General features: G+C 72.9%; 15 protein-coding genes, 1 tRNA gene and 1 pseudogene. 9 read left to right on the top strand and 8 right to left on the bottom strand.

Annotated features, from left to right (window positions below; genetic code table 11):
• Nucleotides 1-64: 64 nt before the first annotated feature.
• On the bottom strand, nt 65-1,153 hold the full coding sequence (locus tag OTB20_RS14825; RefSeq protein ID WP_267817777.1) for an ABC transporter ATP-binding protein: 1,089 nt from the start codon (nt 1,151-1,153) through the stop codon (nt 65-67).
• A gap of 204 nt (nt 1,154-1,357) precedes the next feature.
• Between OTB20_RS14825 and OTB20_RS14820 the strand changes: the two genes are divergently transcribed.
• Nucleotides 1,358-2,029 carry a hypothetical protein gene (locus OTB20_RS14820; protein WP_267817776.1) on the top strand — a complete coding sequence of 224 codons (672 nt, stop codon included), beginning with the start codon at nt 1,358-1,360 and terminating at the stop codon, nt 2,027-2,029.
• Nucleotides 2,030-2,108: 79 nt separating this feature from the next.
• Nucleotides 2,109-2,186 (top strand) — tRNA-Thr (locus tag OTB20_RS14815).
• A gap of 54 nt (nt 2,187-2,240) precedes the next feature.
• Here OTB20_RS14815 and OTB20_RS14810 read toward each other — a convergent pair.
• The gene (locus OTB20_RS14810; protein ID WP_267817775.1) at nt 2,241-3,623 is read right to left on the bottom strand and encodes an NAD(P)/FAD-dependent oxidoreductase; all 1,383 of its coding nucleotides are present in this window, start codon (nt 3,621-3,623) and stop codon (nt 2,241-2,243) included.
• A 197-nt stretch (nt 3,624-3,820) separates the two neighbouring features.
• On the opposite strand from OTB20_RS14810, the gene OTB20_RS14805 reads away from it, so the two are divergent.
• Nucleotides 3,821-3,979 carry a hypothetical protein gene (locus OTB20_RS14805; protein WP_267817774.1) on the top strand — a complete coding sequence of 53 codons (159 nt, stop codon included), beginning with the start codon at nt 3,821-3,823 and terminating at the stop codon, nt 3,977-3,979.
• Between the two features lie 93 nt (nt 3,980-4,072).
• Here the strand turns inward: OTB20_RS14805 and OTB20_RS14800 are convergent, their stop codons facing one another.
• On the bottom strand, nt 4,073-4,513 hold the full coding sequence (locus OTB20_RS14800; RefSeq protein ID WP_267817772.1) for a hypothetical protein: 441 nt from the start codon (nt 4,511-4,513) through the stop codon (nt 4,073-4,075).
• Nucleotides 4,514-4,800: 287 nt separating this feature from the next.
• Between OTB20_RS14800 and OTB20_RS14795 the strand changes: the two are divergent.
• Both OTB20_RS14795 and OTB20_RS14790 read left to right on the top strand, forming a co-directional pair.
• A pseudogene (locus OTB20_RS14795) lies at nt 4,801-5,684 on the top strand (aminoglycoside phosphotransferase family protein).
• A 70-nt stretch (nt 5,685-5,754) separates the two neighbouring features.
• Complete coding sequence (locus OTB20_RS14790) at nt 5,755-6,228, top strand: GNAT family N-acetyltransferase (RefSeq protein ID WP_267817771.1); 474 nt, start codon at nt 5,755-5,757, stop codon at nt 6,226-6,228.
• A 23-nt stretch (nt 6,229-6,251) separates the two neighbouring features.
• Here OTB20_RS14790 and OTB20_RS14785 read toward each other — a convergent pair whose 3' ends face one another.
• Nucleotides 6,252-7,244, bottom strand: coding sequence for a zinc-binding dehydrogenase (locus tag OTB20_RS14785; RefSeq protein ID WP_267817901.1), 993 nt, complete (start codon nt 7,242-7,244; stop codon nt 6,252-6,254).
• Between the two features lie 128 nt (nt 7,245-7,372).
• Between OTB20_RS14785 and OTB20_RS14780 the strand changes: the two genes are divergently transcribed.
• The gene (locus OTB20_RS14780) at nt 7,373-8,071 is read left to right on the top strand and encodes a pentapeptide repeat-containing protein (RefSeq protein ID WP_267817770.1); all 699 of its coding nucleotides are present in this window, start codon (nt 7,373-7,375) and stop codon (nt 8,069-8,071) included.
• A gap of 712 nt (nt 8,072-8,783) precedes the next feature.
• Here the strand turns inward: OTB20_RS14780 and OTB20_RS14775 are convergent.
• Nucleotides 8,784-9,287, bottom strand: a complete 504-nt coding sequence (locus OTB20_RS14775) for a hypothetical protein (RefSeq protein ID WP_267754070.1) — start codon at nt 9,285-9,287, stop codon at nt 8,784-8,786.
• A gap of 126 nt (nt 9,288-9,413) precedes the next feature.
• Between OTB20_RS14775 and OTB20_RS14770 the strand changes: the two genes are divergently transcribed.
• Nucleotides 9,414-10,079, top strand: coding sequence for a sensor histidine kinase (locus OTB20_RS14770; RefSeq protein WP_267817768.1), 666 nt, complete (start codon nt 9,414-9,416; stop codon nt 10,077-10,079).
• A complete protein-coding gene (locus OTB20_RS14765) occupies nt 10,076-10,708 on the top strand; it encodes a response regulator (protein ID WP_267817767.1) in 633 nt (210 codons plus the stop codon). The genes OTB20_RS14770 and OTB20_RS14765 overlap by 4 nt, the downstream gene beginning before the upstream one ends.
• 91 nt (nt 10,709-10,799) lie before the next feature.
• Here the strand turns inward: OTB20_RS14765 and OTB20_RS14760 are convergent, their stop codons facing one another.
• The 3 genes from OTB20_RS14760 to OTB20_RS14750 all read right to left on the bottom strand — a co-directional run bounded on the left by OTB20_RS14760 (nt 10,800) and on the right by OTB20_RS14750 (nt 13,330).
• Nucleotides 10,800-11,408, bottom strand: coding sequence for a nuclear transport factor 2 family protein (locus tag OTB20_RS14760; RefSeq protein WP_267817766.1), 609 nt, complete (start codon nt 11,406-11,408; stop codon nt 10,800-10,802).
• 150 nt (nt 11,409-11,558) lie between these two features.
• Nucleotides 11,559-12,200 carry a response regulator gene (locus OTB20_RS14755; RefSeq protein ID WP_267817765.1) on the bottom strand — a complete coding sequence of 214 codons (642 nt, stop codon included), beginning with the start codon at nt 12,198-12,200 and terminating at the stop codon, nt 11,559-11,561.
• Nucleotides 12,197-13,330, bottom strand: coding sequence for a sensor histidine kinase (locus OTB20_RS14750; RefSeq protein WP_267817899.1), 1,134 nt, complete (start codon nt 13,328-13,330; stop codon nt 12,197-12,199). Before OTB20_RS14750 ends, OTB20_RS14755 begins: the two co-directional genes overlap by 4 nt.
• Nucleotides 13,331-13,996: 666 nt before the next feature.
• On the opposite strand from OTB20_RS14750, the gene OTB20_RS14745 reads away from it, so the two are divergent.
• A complete protein-coding gene (locus tag OTB20_RS14745) occupies nt 13,997-14,539 on the top strand; it encodes a GlcG/HbpS family heme-binding protein (protein WP_267817764.1) in 543 nt (180 codons plus the stop codon).
• The last annotated feature ends 19 nt before the right edge of the window (nt 14,540-14,558 follow it).

Genomic DNA, 14,558 nt, shown 5'->3' with positions numbered 1-14,558 from the left:
CGCGCCGAAGGGGCGCCCCTTGGAGGGACGCCCCTTCGGTCGGGTGGAGCCTGTGTGCGACGGGTCAGCCGGAGAGGCGGGCACCGGAGGACGTCGAGAAGACGTGGATCTCGTTGCCGCGCGGCACCACGTGCAGCGTGGAGCCCTTCTCGGGCACCTGGCGGCCGTTCACGCGCACCACGATGTCCTGCGAGCCCTCGGAGTGCGAGGTCGAGCCGTAGACGTACCCGTCGGCGCCCAGCTCCTCGACGACGTTCACGGTGATGGTCAGGCCGCCCGTGTCGCCGATGTCGAAGTGCTCGGGACGCACGCCCACGGTGACCGTGCGGTCGCCCGCGTCGGCGGCGGCGGACAGGGCCTCGCGCGAGACCGGGACGACGCTCTCGCCGAACTTCACGCCGCCGTCGGTGATCGGGACCTCGACGAGGTTCATGGCCGGCGAGCCGATGAAGCCGGCGACGAAGAGGTTCGCCGGGCGGTCGTACATGTTGCGCGGGGTGTCGACCTGCTGGAGCAGACCGTCCTTGAGGACCGCGACGCGGTCGCCCATGGTCATGGCCTCGACCTGGTCGTGGGTCACGTAGACGGTGGTGATGCCGAGGTCGCGCTGGAGGGCCGCGATCTGGGTGCGGGTGGACACGCGGAGCTTGGCGTCGAGGTTCGACAGCGGCTCGTCCATGAGGAACACCTGCGGCTTGCGCACGATCGCGCGGCCCATCGCGACGCGCTGGCGCTGACCGCCGGAGAGCGCCTTCGGCTTGCGGTCGAGGTACGCGGTCAGGTCCAGCATCTTCGCCGCATCCTCCACCTTCTTGCGGATGGTGGCCTTGTCCTCGCCGGCGATCTTGAGCGCGAAGCCCATGTTGTCGGCGACGGACATGTGCGGGTAGAGCGCGTAGTTCTGGAACACCATCGCGATGTCCCGGTCCTTGGGCGGCAGGTGGGTGACATCGCGGTCACCGATGCGGATGGCGCCGCCGTTGACGTCTTCCAGGCCGGCCAGCATGCGCAGCGAGGTGGACTTGCCGCAGCCGGAGGGGCCGACGAGGACGAGGAACTCGCCGTCCGCGATCTCCAGCTCGAGCTGGTCGACGGCGGGCTTGTCGCCGCCGGGGTACAGACGGGACGCCTTGTCGAAAGTGACAGAAGCCATGGTGATGAATCCCTTCAACCGGCAGGAACGTGCCGGACGGTCCGAGTGGAAGGTCTAGTCCAGTGGCTGGACTCGGAGCCGACGCTACCGGCAGCGGCGCCTCCTGTCAGCACCTGGACGGGAGTGACTTCCCCGACCGTCGCAGGGGGATGCCGGAGGGGACTGTCGGAGGGGATGTCAGAGGCGGCTGCTTTGATCCCGTCCATGACCATCTACGACCTGACCCGCGCCCTGCCCGACATCGAGACGCTGCGCGACCGCTGCCGGGCGATGGCGGCGCTGGAACTGGTGATCAGCGGCAACGAGGACGACGGCTACTTCGGCTACGTCCCCGCCTGGGGCCAAGGGGAGGACGCGGCTCTGATGGACGACGGCTCGGGCGGCGAGTACGCGATCGTCTTCACGGCGGACGGCGTCTTCGGGCGTGGCTTCGACCACGAGTCGCGCATGAGTCCCTGGGCCGACGGCGACGGCGCGCTGTGGCCCGGTCTGGTCGAGGGCATACCGGAGGTGTTCCGGCCGTTCCTGACCGAGCCCGCGTTCTGCTCCGAGGACGGAGTGCTCCACGCGACGACCGTCTTCTGGCGTGAGAACGGCGACACCGTATGGCGGGCGGGCGCGGTGGAGTTCCCCGAGGGGCGCGCGGACGCGGACGGCGCGGACTTCCTGTTCGAGGTCCTTGCGGCGGGCACGGCCGAGGCCTACCGCGACTTCGCCGAGGACTACTACGAGACCGATCTCCCCCTGGAGGCGGTCCGGCACATCTGGTCGCTCGGCCCGGTCACCCAGGAGATCGTCTCGGCGCTCAACCCGGGCCTCCCGCTCGAAGTGGTGGCCCCGAGGCTGGCCGCTTGCGGGTACCCGCGGACGCGCTAGAGGGGCGGAAAGCCCTTCGCTGAGGGAACTCGCCGCTGTGTAGAGTGAAGGCGATTCTGCGCGCTGCGCAGGGTCGCGCGCCCCCTTAGCTCAGTCCGGCCAGAGCAACGCACTTGTAATGCGTAGGTCGTCGGTTCGAATCCGACAGGGGGCTCCAGGGCGAAGGCCCCGGACCGTTCGGGTCCGGGGCCTTCGGTGTGCTCCGGGGCCGTCAGTGGCGGCCCGAGATGCGGTCCGCCAGGCGGGCCAGCGGGGTTGTGGTCGGGGTGTGGGTGGTGGCTTCGCGGCGGTCGGCCTCGCGGTAGGCGGCGTAGAGGGCCTGGACTCCCAGCCAGCGGAAGGGCTCCGGCTCCCAGCGGCGCACGCGGTGGTTGACCCAGGGCAGGGTGGTCAGCTCCGTCCTGTCGCCCAGGACCAGGTCGCGCAGGGTGCGGGCCGCGAGGTTGGAGGTGGCCACGCCGGAGCCCACGTAACCGCCGGCCCAGCCGAGGCCCGTCCTGGCGTCCAGGGTGACCGTGGCGCACCAGTCGCGGGGGACGCCCAGGACGCCCGACCAGGCGTGGGTGATCTCCACGCCCGTGAGGACCGGGAAGAAGGACGTGAGCAGGTTCGTCAGGGAGTCGATGGTGGCGGGCTGGGTGCGGCCGTCATTGTCGGTGCGGGAGCCGTAGCGGTAGGGGACGCCGCGGCCGCCGATGGCGATGCGGTCGTCGGCCGTGCGCTGGGCGTACATGTAGGCGTGGGCCATGTCGCCCAGGGTGGCGCCGCCGGACCAGCCGATCTGCTCCCAGACCTCCGGGGGGAGCGGGGCCGTGGCGATCATCGAGGAGTTCATCGGGAGCCAGGAGCGCTTCTGGCCCTTGAGGGCGGCGGTGAAGCCCTCCGTGCAGCGCAGGACGTACGGGGCGCGGACCGTGCCGTACGGGGTGAGGGCGCGGCGCGGGGCGATCTCCGCGACGGGGGTGGATTCGTGGATGGTGACCCCGAGGCGTTCGCAGGCGGCCGCCAGGCCCTTGACCAGCTTCAGGGGGTGGATGCGGGCTCCGTGCGGGGTCCAGGAGGAGCCCACCGCGTCCGCGATGTCGATGCGGGCCCGGGTGTCGGTGGCGTCGTAGAGCTCGCGGTCCGTTTCGCCGAAGGCGAGTTCGGCGGTGTGGAAGGCCTTGAGGCGGCTCAGCTGGGCGGGGGTGCGGGCGACTTCGAGGACTCCGCCGCGGTGGATGTCGGCGTCGATTCCCTCCTTGGCGGCGATGTCGATGACCTCGGTGACGGTCCCGTTCATGGCGCGCTGGAGGCGCTGGGCGGCCTGGTGGCCGTGGAGGGCGGCGTAGCGGTCGCGGCCCGCGATGCCGTTGTAGAGCCAGCCGCCGTTGCGGCCGGAGGCCCCGTAGCCGCAGAACTTCTGCTCGAGGACGGTGACGCGCAGGTCCGGGGCGGCGGTCTTGAGGTAGTACGCGGTCCACAGGCCGGTGTAGCCGCCGCCGACGATGACGACGTCGGCCGTGGCGTTGCCGGTGAGCGGGGCGCGCGGTGGGTGGGGGGGGGCGGTCTCGTCCGTCGCGTACCAGAAGGAAATTCCGCCGTTGATCGTCATGGAGGAGTTGGTACACGGGGTTCCGGACGGGTGTCCAGGGGCGTGACGTCGGGTTTTGGGTGCTGAGGGGTGGCCGAATGGTTGATGTGGGCGCTTGGTTTCCTCCTTAGGGTGGGGCGGGTGTTTTGTCGCTTTTTCGGGTGGGAGGTGGGGGTTCGTGTGACGCGGATCGTGGTGGCAGGAAGGCTGTTGCGGCGGTGGTGTCGGCGGTCTTCGCCAGCCGGCCGAAGGGGAAGTTCACCGAAGAACTGCTCCTGAAGATCGCGGACCGGGTGCCGGGCCTGCGCGGAGCGGACTTCGACGCGGGAGCGTTCGCGGAGGCGTTGAAGGGTGATGGGATCGGGGCCTCCGCGTAGCAAGAGGGCGTTCTGCTCGTTGGGGCCGACGGGCGGAGACAGACGAAAAGGGGGTGTCACCCGCATGCGGGTGACACCCCCTTTTCGGGCGCCCTACACGGAGGAGTCGTCGAACGGGTTGTACATCACGCGCGAGGCGTCGCAGCTCGCGATCACGCCGTTGCTGGCTTTGATCTTGCAGACCTCGAAGTAGGCGTTGTCGATCCAGCCTGCCTCCAAGTGCGTGCTCCACGAGGCGCTCGTCTGGCCGCTGGGCACGGTCCGCATCGACCAGACCCTGTGGCCCACTTCACCGTTGGTGACGAGGCGGATGCCGACGACGTAACCGTCGGTCGCGCGGTCCTGGGCGATGATCTGGATCGGGTCGAGACGGTAGGGGTTGATCCGCCAGCCGATGACCATCCGCCCGTAGTACGCGTTGGCCGAGACCGTTTCCTCGGTGCCGGACGCCGCGGCCGCGGGGCTGGCGAGGAGCGGAGTGACGAGGGTGGCCAGAGCCGCGGCGGTGACGACGAGGCTGCTCTTGAGGCGCAAGGATCCCCCAGGGAAGATGTGTTGACTGGAAATGCCCACTCTAGCTCGAATCCGACCATGCCTGACCGTGCCTCAATTGGCGTTACTCAGGGCGCTGTTCGGCCCTCCGTGGGCTGCTCGTCGGTAGCCGGCACGCAGCGTCGAACAGGCGTAGGGCCTGTAGGTCCAGGGTCGGGCCGTGGACGGCGGGTGCGGCGGGTGCGGCGGGTGGATCGGGCGAGGGCGAGGGCGCGGGCGCCGGTGGTTCGGGTGGTTCGGGCGGCTCGAGTGGTGCTGGGTTCGGCGGGATTCCCGAGCGGTTCGCGCGGGCGCAGCTGCGTGACAACGGCGCGGCGGGGCGGGAGTTCATCGACGCGCTTCCCGCGCGGGTGGCCGCCTTCCTGGAGCGGTGGGAGCTACGGGTGACCGGGCCCGGCATGTACGGGGTGACGGCCCTGGTGCTGCCGGTGGCGCGGGCCGACGGGACGGCGGCGGCGCTGAAGCTGCCGGCGCTGGACGAGGAGAACGCCGGGGAGGCTCTCGCGCTGCGCGCGTGGGGCGGGGAGGGTTGCGTACGGCTGCTGGCGGACGACGCCGAGACCGGGACGCTGCTGCTGGAGCGCCTCGACGAGGGCCGGCACCTGTCGGCGGTGGCCGTACGGGATTCCAGGCGGGCGGTGGTACTCCTCGGCGGGCTGCTGGCCCGGCTGACGGCGGTACCCGCACCCGCCGGGCTGCGGCGGCTCGGCGACGTGGCGGCGGGGATGCTGGACGCGGTGCCGGGAGCGCTGGCGCAGCTGGCGGACGGCCGGGCGCGGGGTCTGGTCGCGGACTGCGCGGCGGCGCTCGCAGAGGTGGCGGGGGAGCCGGGGGGCGGCTGCTGCACTGGGACCTGCACTACGACAACGTCCTGGCGGGCGGGCGTGAGCCCTGGCTCGCCATCGATCCGAAGCCGCTCGCCGGCGATCCGGGATTCGAGCTGCTGCCGGCGCTGGTCAACAACTTCCGGGCGCGGGAGGTGCGGTGGCGTTTCGAGTCGCTCGCGGAGGCGGTGGGCGCGGACCGGGAACGGGCACGGGCGTGGGCGCTGGCCCGGGTGCTGCAGAACTGCCTGTGGGACGTGCGGGACGGGGACCGGCCGGCGGCGGTGCAGCTGCGCGTCGCGGAGTCCTTGCTGGGGCGGGCGCGGTGACCGTGGGCCCGGCGGCCCGGTGAGCCGGGCCCCGGCGGTGCTGGGGCTCGGTGACTCGTAGGGTGCGGGCATGATCCGTAGCGCCGTCGTCAGCGACATTCCCGTCATCCACGCCATGATCCGCGAGCTCGCGGCGTACGAGAAGGTGCCGCACGAGGCGCGCGCCACCGAGGAGCAGTTGCGGGAGGCGCTCTTCGGGGAGCGGCCGGCGGCGTTCGCGCACGTGGCGCTGACGCCGGAGGGAGAGGCGGTCGGGTTCTCGTTGTGGTTCCTCAGTTTCTCGACGTGGCGCGGAGTGCACGGCATCTACCTGGAGGACCTCTACGTCCGTCCGGGCGTGCGCGGTGGCGGCTACGGGAAGTCGCTGTTGCGGGAGTTGGCGCGGATCTGCGGGGAACGCGGGTACGAGCGGCTGGAGTGGGCCGTGCTGAAGTGGAACGAGCCGTCGATCGCCTTCTACGAGGCCGTGGGCGCGCGGCCGCAGGACGAGTGGTCGGTGTACCGGCTGACCGACGGGGCGCTGGCGGAACTCGGCGCCTCCTAGCCGGTGTTGGGTCTCCGCGTCGCTCAGGGCTCCAGGACGACCCTGCCGGTGGTTGCGCGGCTCTCCAAGTCCCGGTGGGCGGCGGCTGCTTCGGCGAGCGGGTAGCGCTGGAGGGCGGGGCGCAGGCGGCCGGTGGCGGCCTCGGCGAGGGCGCGGGTCTCCAGGAGACGCAGCGGGTTATCGCCGCCGGCGCGTTGGAGCATGGCGGGGCCGAGGACGCCCCGCGTGGTGATGCCGCGGGCGTCCAGGCCGGCCCGGTCGGCGTCGGTGAGCACGAGGGGGCCGCCGGACCAGCCGAAGACGAGGTGGTCGGCGCCGTCCCGGAGCAGGCCGAGGGCGGTGCGGGCGACGGCGCCGCCGACGGAGTCGAAGAGGACGGTGGCGCCGGCGGGGTGGTGGGCGCGGACGGTGCCGGCCCAGCCCGGGGCGGTGTAGTCGAGGGCGAGGTCGGCCCCGTTGGCGGCGGCCCGGGCGGTTTTGGCGGGGCCGCCGGCGAGGGCGACGACGGTGGCCCCGGCGGCCTTGGCGTACTGGACCAGCAGGGTGCCGATGCCGCCCGCGGCGGCCGGGATCAGGGCGACGGAGCCGGGGCCGAGCTCGGCGAACTGGAGGATGCCGAGAGTGGTGCGGCCCGTGCCGATCATGGCGACGGCGGTGGCCGGGTCGAGGCCGGGCGGGACGGCGTGCAGCCGGTCGGCGTCGGCGACGGCGTACTCGGCGTAGCCGCCGGGGGCGAATCCGAGGTGGACGACGACGGCCCGGCCGAGCCAGGCGGGGTCGGTGCCGGGGCCGAGCGCGTCGACGGTGCCGGCGACCTCGCGGCCGGGCACGGTCGGAAGCTCGGGGAGGGGCGCGGGCGGGCCCTGAACGCCGCGGCGAAGGGAGGTGTCGAGGAGATGGACGCCTGCGGCGGCCACGGCGATACGGACCTGGCCGGGGGCGGGGACGGGGCGGGCGACGGACTCGTAGGAGAGGTTCTCGGCGGGGCCGAAGGCGTGGAGGAGGACGGCGCGCATGTCGGCCGGGCCGACGGGGGTGATCGTCATGGAGCCAGCCTCCGACCTCAAGCGCGGTTGAGGTCAAGGGCGGGCACGGTGGTGTTTCCGGGGCCGGGGCTGTCAGTGGGCTGGGTCAGGATGGGGGGATGGCGCGAGCGCGAGACGAACAACAGCAGACGGTGAAGACGGCACACACGGTGAAGGCGGCGCGGCGGCCGGAGGTGCGGCTGCCGGAGCTGAGCGGGTGGGAGGACGTCGGGCTGGAGCCCGACGGGGACTACGACGGGATCGAACTCGTCGAGGCGGACCTGGCGGGACAGGACGGGCGGGGGGCCCGGTTCATGGACTGCGCGCTACGGCGCTGCGTGCTCGACGAGACCGTGCTGGCCAAAGCCCGCTTCATGGACTCGGTGCTCGACGGCGTCCGGGGGGTGGGGACCGACCTGTCGGGGGCTTCGCTGAGGGACGTGGAGCTGGTGGACGCCCGGCTGGGCGGGGTGCAGTTGCACGGGGCGGTGCTGGAGCGGGTGCTCGTGCGCGGGGGCAAGATCGACTATCTGAACCTGCGCATGGCGCGGCTCAAGGACGTGGTCTTCGAGGGGTGCGTGCTGGTGGAGCCGGACTTCGGGGGTGCGGTGCTGGAGCGGGTGGAGTTCCGGGACTGCGTCGTGCGGGGGGTGGACTTCTCGGGGGCGCGGATGGTGGACGTGGATCTGCGGGCGGCGTCCGAGCTGGGGATCGCTCGGGGGGTGGAGGCGTTGGCGGGGGCGGTGATCAGTCCGGTGCAGCTCTTTGATCTGGCGCCGGCGTTGGCTGCGCAGGTGGGGTTGCGGGTCCTTTCCTAGGCGCAGCCGGGGTCGGGCCGCAGTCGCAGCCCGGAGTCGGGGTCGGGCCGCAGCCCGGAGCCGGGGTCGCAGCCGCAGCCGGGGCCGCAGCCCGGATCCCGGAGTCGGGGTCGGGCCGCAGTCGCAGACGGGGTTGCGGCCTGGGGCCGGCGGGTGCCTGGGTGGCGGGCCCGGCTGCGGGTGTGCCGCTGCGCGGGGCGAAGTCCCCTCCCCGCCCTTCCACCGTTCCCAGGGCCCGGCCCTGACCGGTCCTCAAGCGCCGGACGGGCTGAAAAGCACCTGGGGCTCCGCCCCAGACCCCGCGCCTCAAACTCCCCCAGCTACCGCTGGGAGGGGCCCCCTGGCGAGGCTGGATTTGCCAGCAGGGCTGGATGCATGCCGACGAGGCTGGATGTACGCCGCGGGGGCCGGATGTGGGTCGGCGGGGCTGGGTGCGTGGTGAAGAGGCCGGCTATGCGTCGGCGGGGTCGGATGCGTGCCGGCGGGGCCGGATTTGCGGCGGCGGGGCTGGATGTACGTCGGTGAGGCCGGACGCACGTCGTCGGTGGGGCCGGATACGCGTCGGTGGGGCCGGACGCACGTCGTCGGTTTGGCCGGATACGCGTCGGTGGGGCCGGACGCACGTCGTCGGTGGGGCCGGATATGCGTCGGTGGGGCTGTGGTGGGGTGGACGGCCGGCGAGGCCTGGTGGGGGGCGGGGCTTGGGGTGGGGTTACGCCGGGACTCGGGGGAAGCGGGACTGGAGGGTCCAGATGACCGGGTTGTCGGCCAGGCCGTCGTGCATGTCGATCAGGTCTGCGATCACGTCGTGGAGGAAGTCCCGGGCTTCGCGGCGCAGCAGGCGGTGGCTGAAGGTGAGGGGGGCTTCCTCAGTCGGCATCCAGTCGGCCTCGACGTCGACCCAGCCGAAGCGGCGCTCGAAGAGCATGCGGTCCGAGGACTCGGTGAAGTCGATCTCGGCGTACTGCCGGTTGGCGGCGCGGCTGCCGCGCGGGTCCTGGTCGAGCTGCTCGACGATGTCGCACAGTGCCCAGGCGAAGTCCAGTACGGGCACCCATCCCCAGGCTGTGGACACTTCCCGGTCCGCGTCGGTGTCGGCGAGGTAGACGTCCCCGCAGAACAGGTCGTGGCGCAGGGAGTGGACGTCCGCCGAGCGGTAGTCGGTCTGCGGGGAGTCGGGAAAGCGCCGGGAGAGGGAGTAGCCGATGTCGAGCACGTATCCGATGGTGTCACGGCTGTGGCGGCGCGCCTCTCACGGCCGGGTGAATCAGAGTTCCTGATCCTTCCCGGGTGTGCACGCCGGTTCGATTTAAGCTCGGCGCGTCCGGGGGGTCCGGGGGTCATGGGCGAGAGGGGACGGGGACGGGTGTGGGAGGAACGCGGGGACAGGGGGAAGACCGTGGCGGCCGGGGTGCTCCAGGAGCGAAACCGGCTGGCGGCCGAGCTGCACGACACGGTCGCGCAGGGACTGACCAGCATGCACCTGCTGCTCGACGCGGCCGACCGGGAGTGGACCCGGGAGCCGGGGCAGGCCCGGCAGCTGGTCCGGCAGGCCGCGGCGGCCGCGCGCGAGAACCTCGCCGAGGCTCGGCGGCTGATCCACGACCTGGCTCCGGTGGAACTGGAGGGCGGATCGCTGCCCGACGCCCTGCGCGGACTGTGCGCGCGGACGCGGGGCGCCCGGTTCCGGCTGGAGGGGGATGCCCGGCCGCTGGCGGGGCCGGTCGAGGCCGCCGTGCTGCGGGCGGCGCAGGGCGCCCTGGCCAACGTACGCAGGCACGCGGAAGCCTCGGTCACCGTGGTGACCCTGACGTACCAGCCGTCCGCTCTGGCCCTGGACGTGTGGGACGACGGCGTCGGGTTCGATCCCGCCGCGCCCCGGGGCGGGGACGGGCTGCGGCTGCTGCGCCGCCGGATCGGGTACCTGGGCGGTACGGCCGAGGTGGAGAGCACGCCGGGCGGGGGAACCGTGGTGTCGGTCTGCCTGCCGGCCCGGGACCCGGTATGACACGCATCCGGATCCTGCTGGTGGACGACCACCCCGTGGTGCGGGCGGGGCTGCGGGCACTGTTGTCCGGCTGCCCCGATTTCGAGGTGTGCGGGGAGGCGCCGGACGGGGCCGCCGCGCTCCGGCTGGTCCGCGAACTGGCTCCGGAGCTGGTGCTGATGGACATCCGGATGGGCCCGGGGATGTGCGGGGTGGAGGCGACGCGGCGGATCGCCCGGCTGCCCGAGCCGCCCCGGGTGGTCGTACTGACCAGCTACGAGTCCGACGCGTACATCGTGCGGGCCGTGGAGGCGGGCGTGGCGGGGTACCTGCTGAAGGGATCCCCGCCCGACCTGCTGTTCCAGGCACTGCGGACGGTCGCGGCGGGTGAGTCGGCGCTGTCGCCCTCGGTGGTCTCGCGGCTGATGAACCGGTACCGGGCGCCGAGCACGGCGCTGACGGCCCGGGAGACCGAGATCCTGGAACTGATCGCGACGGGCCGCTCCAACCGGGAGATCGGCTCGGCCCTGTTCATCAGCGGGACGACGGTCAAGACCCACCTGGTGCACGTCTACGAGAAGCTCGGGGTGGAGAACCGTACGGCGGCCGTACGCGCGGCCGTCGACCGGGGACTCATCGGGCTGGGGTAGCCGTGGTGCGGTGGGATGGTGGCCGCCGTGCCGTGGGATGGCCGCCGTGCCGTGGCCGTGGTGCGGTGGGGTGGCCGCCGAGCGGTAGGGGTCAGTTCGGGTACGCGATCTGGACCGCGGTGCCGTTGTACTGCCACAGCGGGGAGAAGACGCGCTTGCGGATCTTCCAGACGCCCAGGGTCTTCACGTACTCGTCTCGGTAGCGGATGCCGCGCACGACGACGGTCTCCGCGGCGGTCGCGGTGGCCGGGTAGACCAGCTGGGCTGTGGCGTGGCTGTCGCCGGTGGCGGTGTACCTGCCGGTGACGCGGATGTAGGCGTTGGCCGTCACGTGGGTGGAGTACCCCCAGGCCGCGGCGCCGTCGAGGTTGGCGACGACCGCCTCGATGCCGGACTTGACGATGCCGGCGGTGCCGTCGGGGTGGGCCATCACGGTGAGGGTGGCGTCGTCGGTGAACAGGGTCCGGAAGACCGTCTTGTCCTTGGTGTCGACGGCGAAGAGGTAGGTCTCCAGCAGGCGGTTGATCGCCAGCTCGTCCTCCGCCGAGCCGGCCGGGCTGTAGGCGCCGGTCGAGAGTTCCTCCGACGCGGCGTTGGCGGGCGTCGCGGTGGCGAGCGCGCCGAGCCCGGCTACGGCGGCGCCGGTGCCCAGCATGGTGAGCATGCGGCGGCGTTCCGGGGCGAAATCGGTGGTCGGCATGGCAGGTTCCTCTCGACACGGCTGGTGGCGCCCGGGCCGGTTCGGGCGGGGACCGGGCACTGACGAGCCTCCCGCGTCGCCGCCGACGGCGGATCGGCGCGGCGTACGACCGCGATCTCGTACGAATGGACGATGCCGCCGGCCCCCGCCTCAGGGAAGGAGGCGCTGCTCCTTGGCCACCGAGACCGCGCCCGCGCGGGTGTCGACGCCGAGCTTGTCGTAGATCCGGCCCAGGTGGGTCTTGACCGTGGCCTCGCTGATGAACAGGGCGCGGGCGATGTCACGGTTGCCGAGCCCGCGGGCCAGCTGGCCGAGGATGTCCAGCTCACGGTCGGTCAGGGTGGGCCGGGTGCCCCGCATGTGGGCCATCACCCGGCTGGCAACGGGAGCGGAGAGCGTGGTGCGGCCCTGGGCGGCCGAGTGGATCGCGGCGAAGAGCTCCTCCGGGCGTTCCGCCTTCAGGAGGTATCCCGTGGCGCCCGCGCCGATGGCCCGGGTGATGTCCGCGTCGGTGTCGTACGTGGTCAGGACCAGTACGTGCGGGGGGTTCGGGGCGGCCGTGATGCGGCGGGTGGCCTCCACGCCGTCGATGCCGTCACCGAGCTGGAGGTCCATCAGGACCACGTCGGGGCGGAGTTTGGCCGCGAGCGCGACCGCCTCCTCCCCGCTCCCCGCCTCCCCGAGCACCTCGATGTCCGGCTCGCTGCCGAGCAGGGCCAGCAGGCCGGCACGGACCACCACATGATCGTCGCAGAGGAGGATCGTGGTCGGGTTCGGGGTCGCGGCGGTCATGGTGTGGGCTCCAGGGGGATCGACGCCGAGAGGACCGTGCCCTCGCCCGCGGCTGATTCGATGGTCAGGGTGCCGCCGAGCTGGCGGACGCGGGCGCGCATCGCGGGGAGGCCGTGGCCGCGGTCCCCGGTGGCGGACCGGCTCTGGGTGAAGCCGTGGCCGTCGTCGGCGACGTCCAGGACGACCTGGTCGCCCAGGAAACTCAGGGTGAGGGCCGCGGTACGGGCCCCCGCGTGCTCCCGTACGTTCGCCAGCGCGCCCTGGGCGATGCGCAGCAGCGCCTGCTCCACGCGGTCCGGGAGGGGGACCGGCGCGCCCTCCAGATGGAAGCGGACCGCTGTCTCCGGGCCCGCGTCCAGCGCGCGCAGGGCGTCCGCGAGGCCGGCGCCGCCGTCGAGTTCGGGCGGCGCGAGGTCGTGCACCAGACGGCGGGCCTCGGCGAGGCCACGTGCGGTGATGTCGGTGGCGGTGCGTACGTGCGCGCGGGCGGTGGCCGGGTCGGCGTCCCAGGTGCGGTCGGCGGCCTGCAACAGCATCTGCTGACTCGACAGGTGCTGGGCCAGGGTGTCGTGGATCTCCATGGACAGCCGCTGCCGTTCGGCGAGGGTGCCGGCGCGGCGCTCGGTGGCGGCCAGTTCCCGGCGGGTGCGGATCAGATCGTCGATCAGGGTGCGCTGGGCCCGGGCCTGGCGCTCCATGTGAACGAACACGGCGGTCGCCAGCGCGGCGACGGCCGGCGGGCCGAGGAGGAGGTTGGGGTCGAAGGGCTCGCCGCCCGAGGCCTGCGCGAGACGGAGCTGCGCCGCTACGACGAACACGGTGAGCAGGGCCACGAGCACCACGGCCGCGCGGGGCGGGAGGGTGCGCAGGGCCGTGTAGAAGAGCGGTACGGCGCACCAGGCGAAGCTCGGCGCGAGGACGACGAGGACCACCCAGACGGCGACGACCAGGCCCAGCCAGAGGAGGCGGCGCACGGTGGGGGCGGTGGCGCCGAGGGCGGGACCCAGTACGTAGAGCAGGGCCAGGGTGATGCCGAGGGCGATGATCCACGGGGTGCGGGGTTCGTCCGGGTGGCGGAGGAGGAAGCGGGCCACGGAGGCGCCGAGGAGGAGGAAGAAGGCGGTGTGCATGACCGTGGCGAGCGCGCGGGTGTCTTTTGGCGGGGGGGTTGGGGCCTGTGGGTGGGCCTGGGCAGGGGCCTGGGTCTGCGCCTGCGTCTGCGTCTGCGCCGCGGGGCTCGGTGGGGTCGTGCGGGTCACGGGGGTGCTCCTGGGTGGGGGTGTGTCCATGGTGCCGGGTCCCCGGGGTCCGGTGCCGGTCGGCGCGGGTGGTGCCGCTGCGCGGGGCCTTCCCCTACCCTCCCTTCCACCGTTCCCAGGGCTGCGCCCTGACCCGCCGGCCCGGGCTGCGCCCGAAGCCCCTGGGGCTCCGCCCCAGACCCCGGTCCTCAAACGCCGGACGGCTGGGGGTGGCTCCGGCCGGAGGGGCTGGGAGTGGGTCTAGTCGGAGTTGGCCCGGTTGGGGGTGGCTCCCGGTTGGGGGCGGCCCGGTTGGCGGTGGCTCCGGCCGGGGGTGGTGTGGCCGGGTGGGTGTCGTTGGGGTGGGCGGGGGCGGGCCGGGGTTCAGGTAAGCGGGTTGTGGGGGTGGGGCGCATCAGCCGATCGGTTGACCCTCGGGTCAGCCGGTGGGGTGCCGGTTGGGAGCCGGTACGGGGACGGGGTGGTGGGGGTGGCGGGGAGAGGGTTGGAGCAACGGCAGGACAGCCCGCCGTGCCGACGTTCACAGGAGCAGCAGACATGAACACCCGCACCCGCGTTCTCACCGGTACCGCCCTCGCCGTCGCTCTCGGCGCCGGAGCCCTCGGCGCGGTCAGCGCCAACGCCGCCCCGGCCGCCGCCCCGGCCGCCGTGGCGAAGAAGGACGGCGACAAGAACTTCACCACCTCCACGCACCTCACCGTCGACGCCGCCACCCGCGCCGCCCAGGCCGCGCTGGACGCCGCGGAGAAGGAGAACCAGAAGGTGACCGTCGCCGTGGTGGACCGCAACGGCAACACCATCGTCACGCTGCGCGGCGACGGCGCGGGCCCGCAGTCCTACGAATCGGCCCAGCGCAAGGCCTACACCGCCGTGTCCTGGAACGCCCCGACCTCGGTGCTCGTCGGCCGCCTCGCGCAGACCCCGAACCTGAAGGACATCCCCGGCACCCTCTTCCTCGGCGGCGGCGCCCCCGTCCAGGCCAAGGGCGCCCCGGTCGCGGGCATCGGCGTGGCCGGCGCCCCGAGCGGTGACCTGGACGAGAAGTTCGCCAAGGCCGGTGTGGACGCGCTCGACAAGTAGCCGCGTCGGGGGACGTAGT

Origin of the sequence: Streptomyces sp. H27-H1 (assembly GCF_026627445.1) — a bacterium.
In the GTDB taxonomy this organism is placed as follows: Bacteria; Actinomycetota; Actinomycetes; order Streptomycetales; family Streptomycetaceae; genus Streptomyces.
The sequence above is the reverse complement of the archived record's forward strand: the minus strand, read 5'-3'. Positions and strand labels throughout refer to the sequence as shown.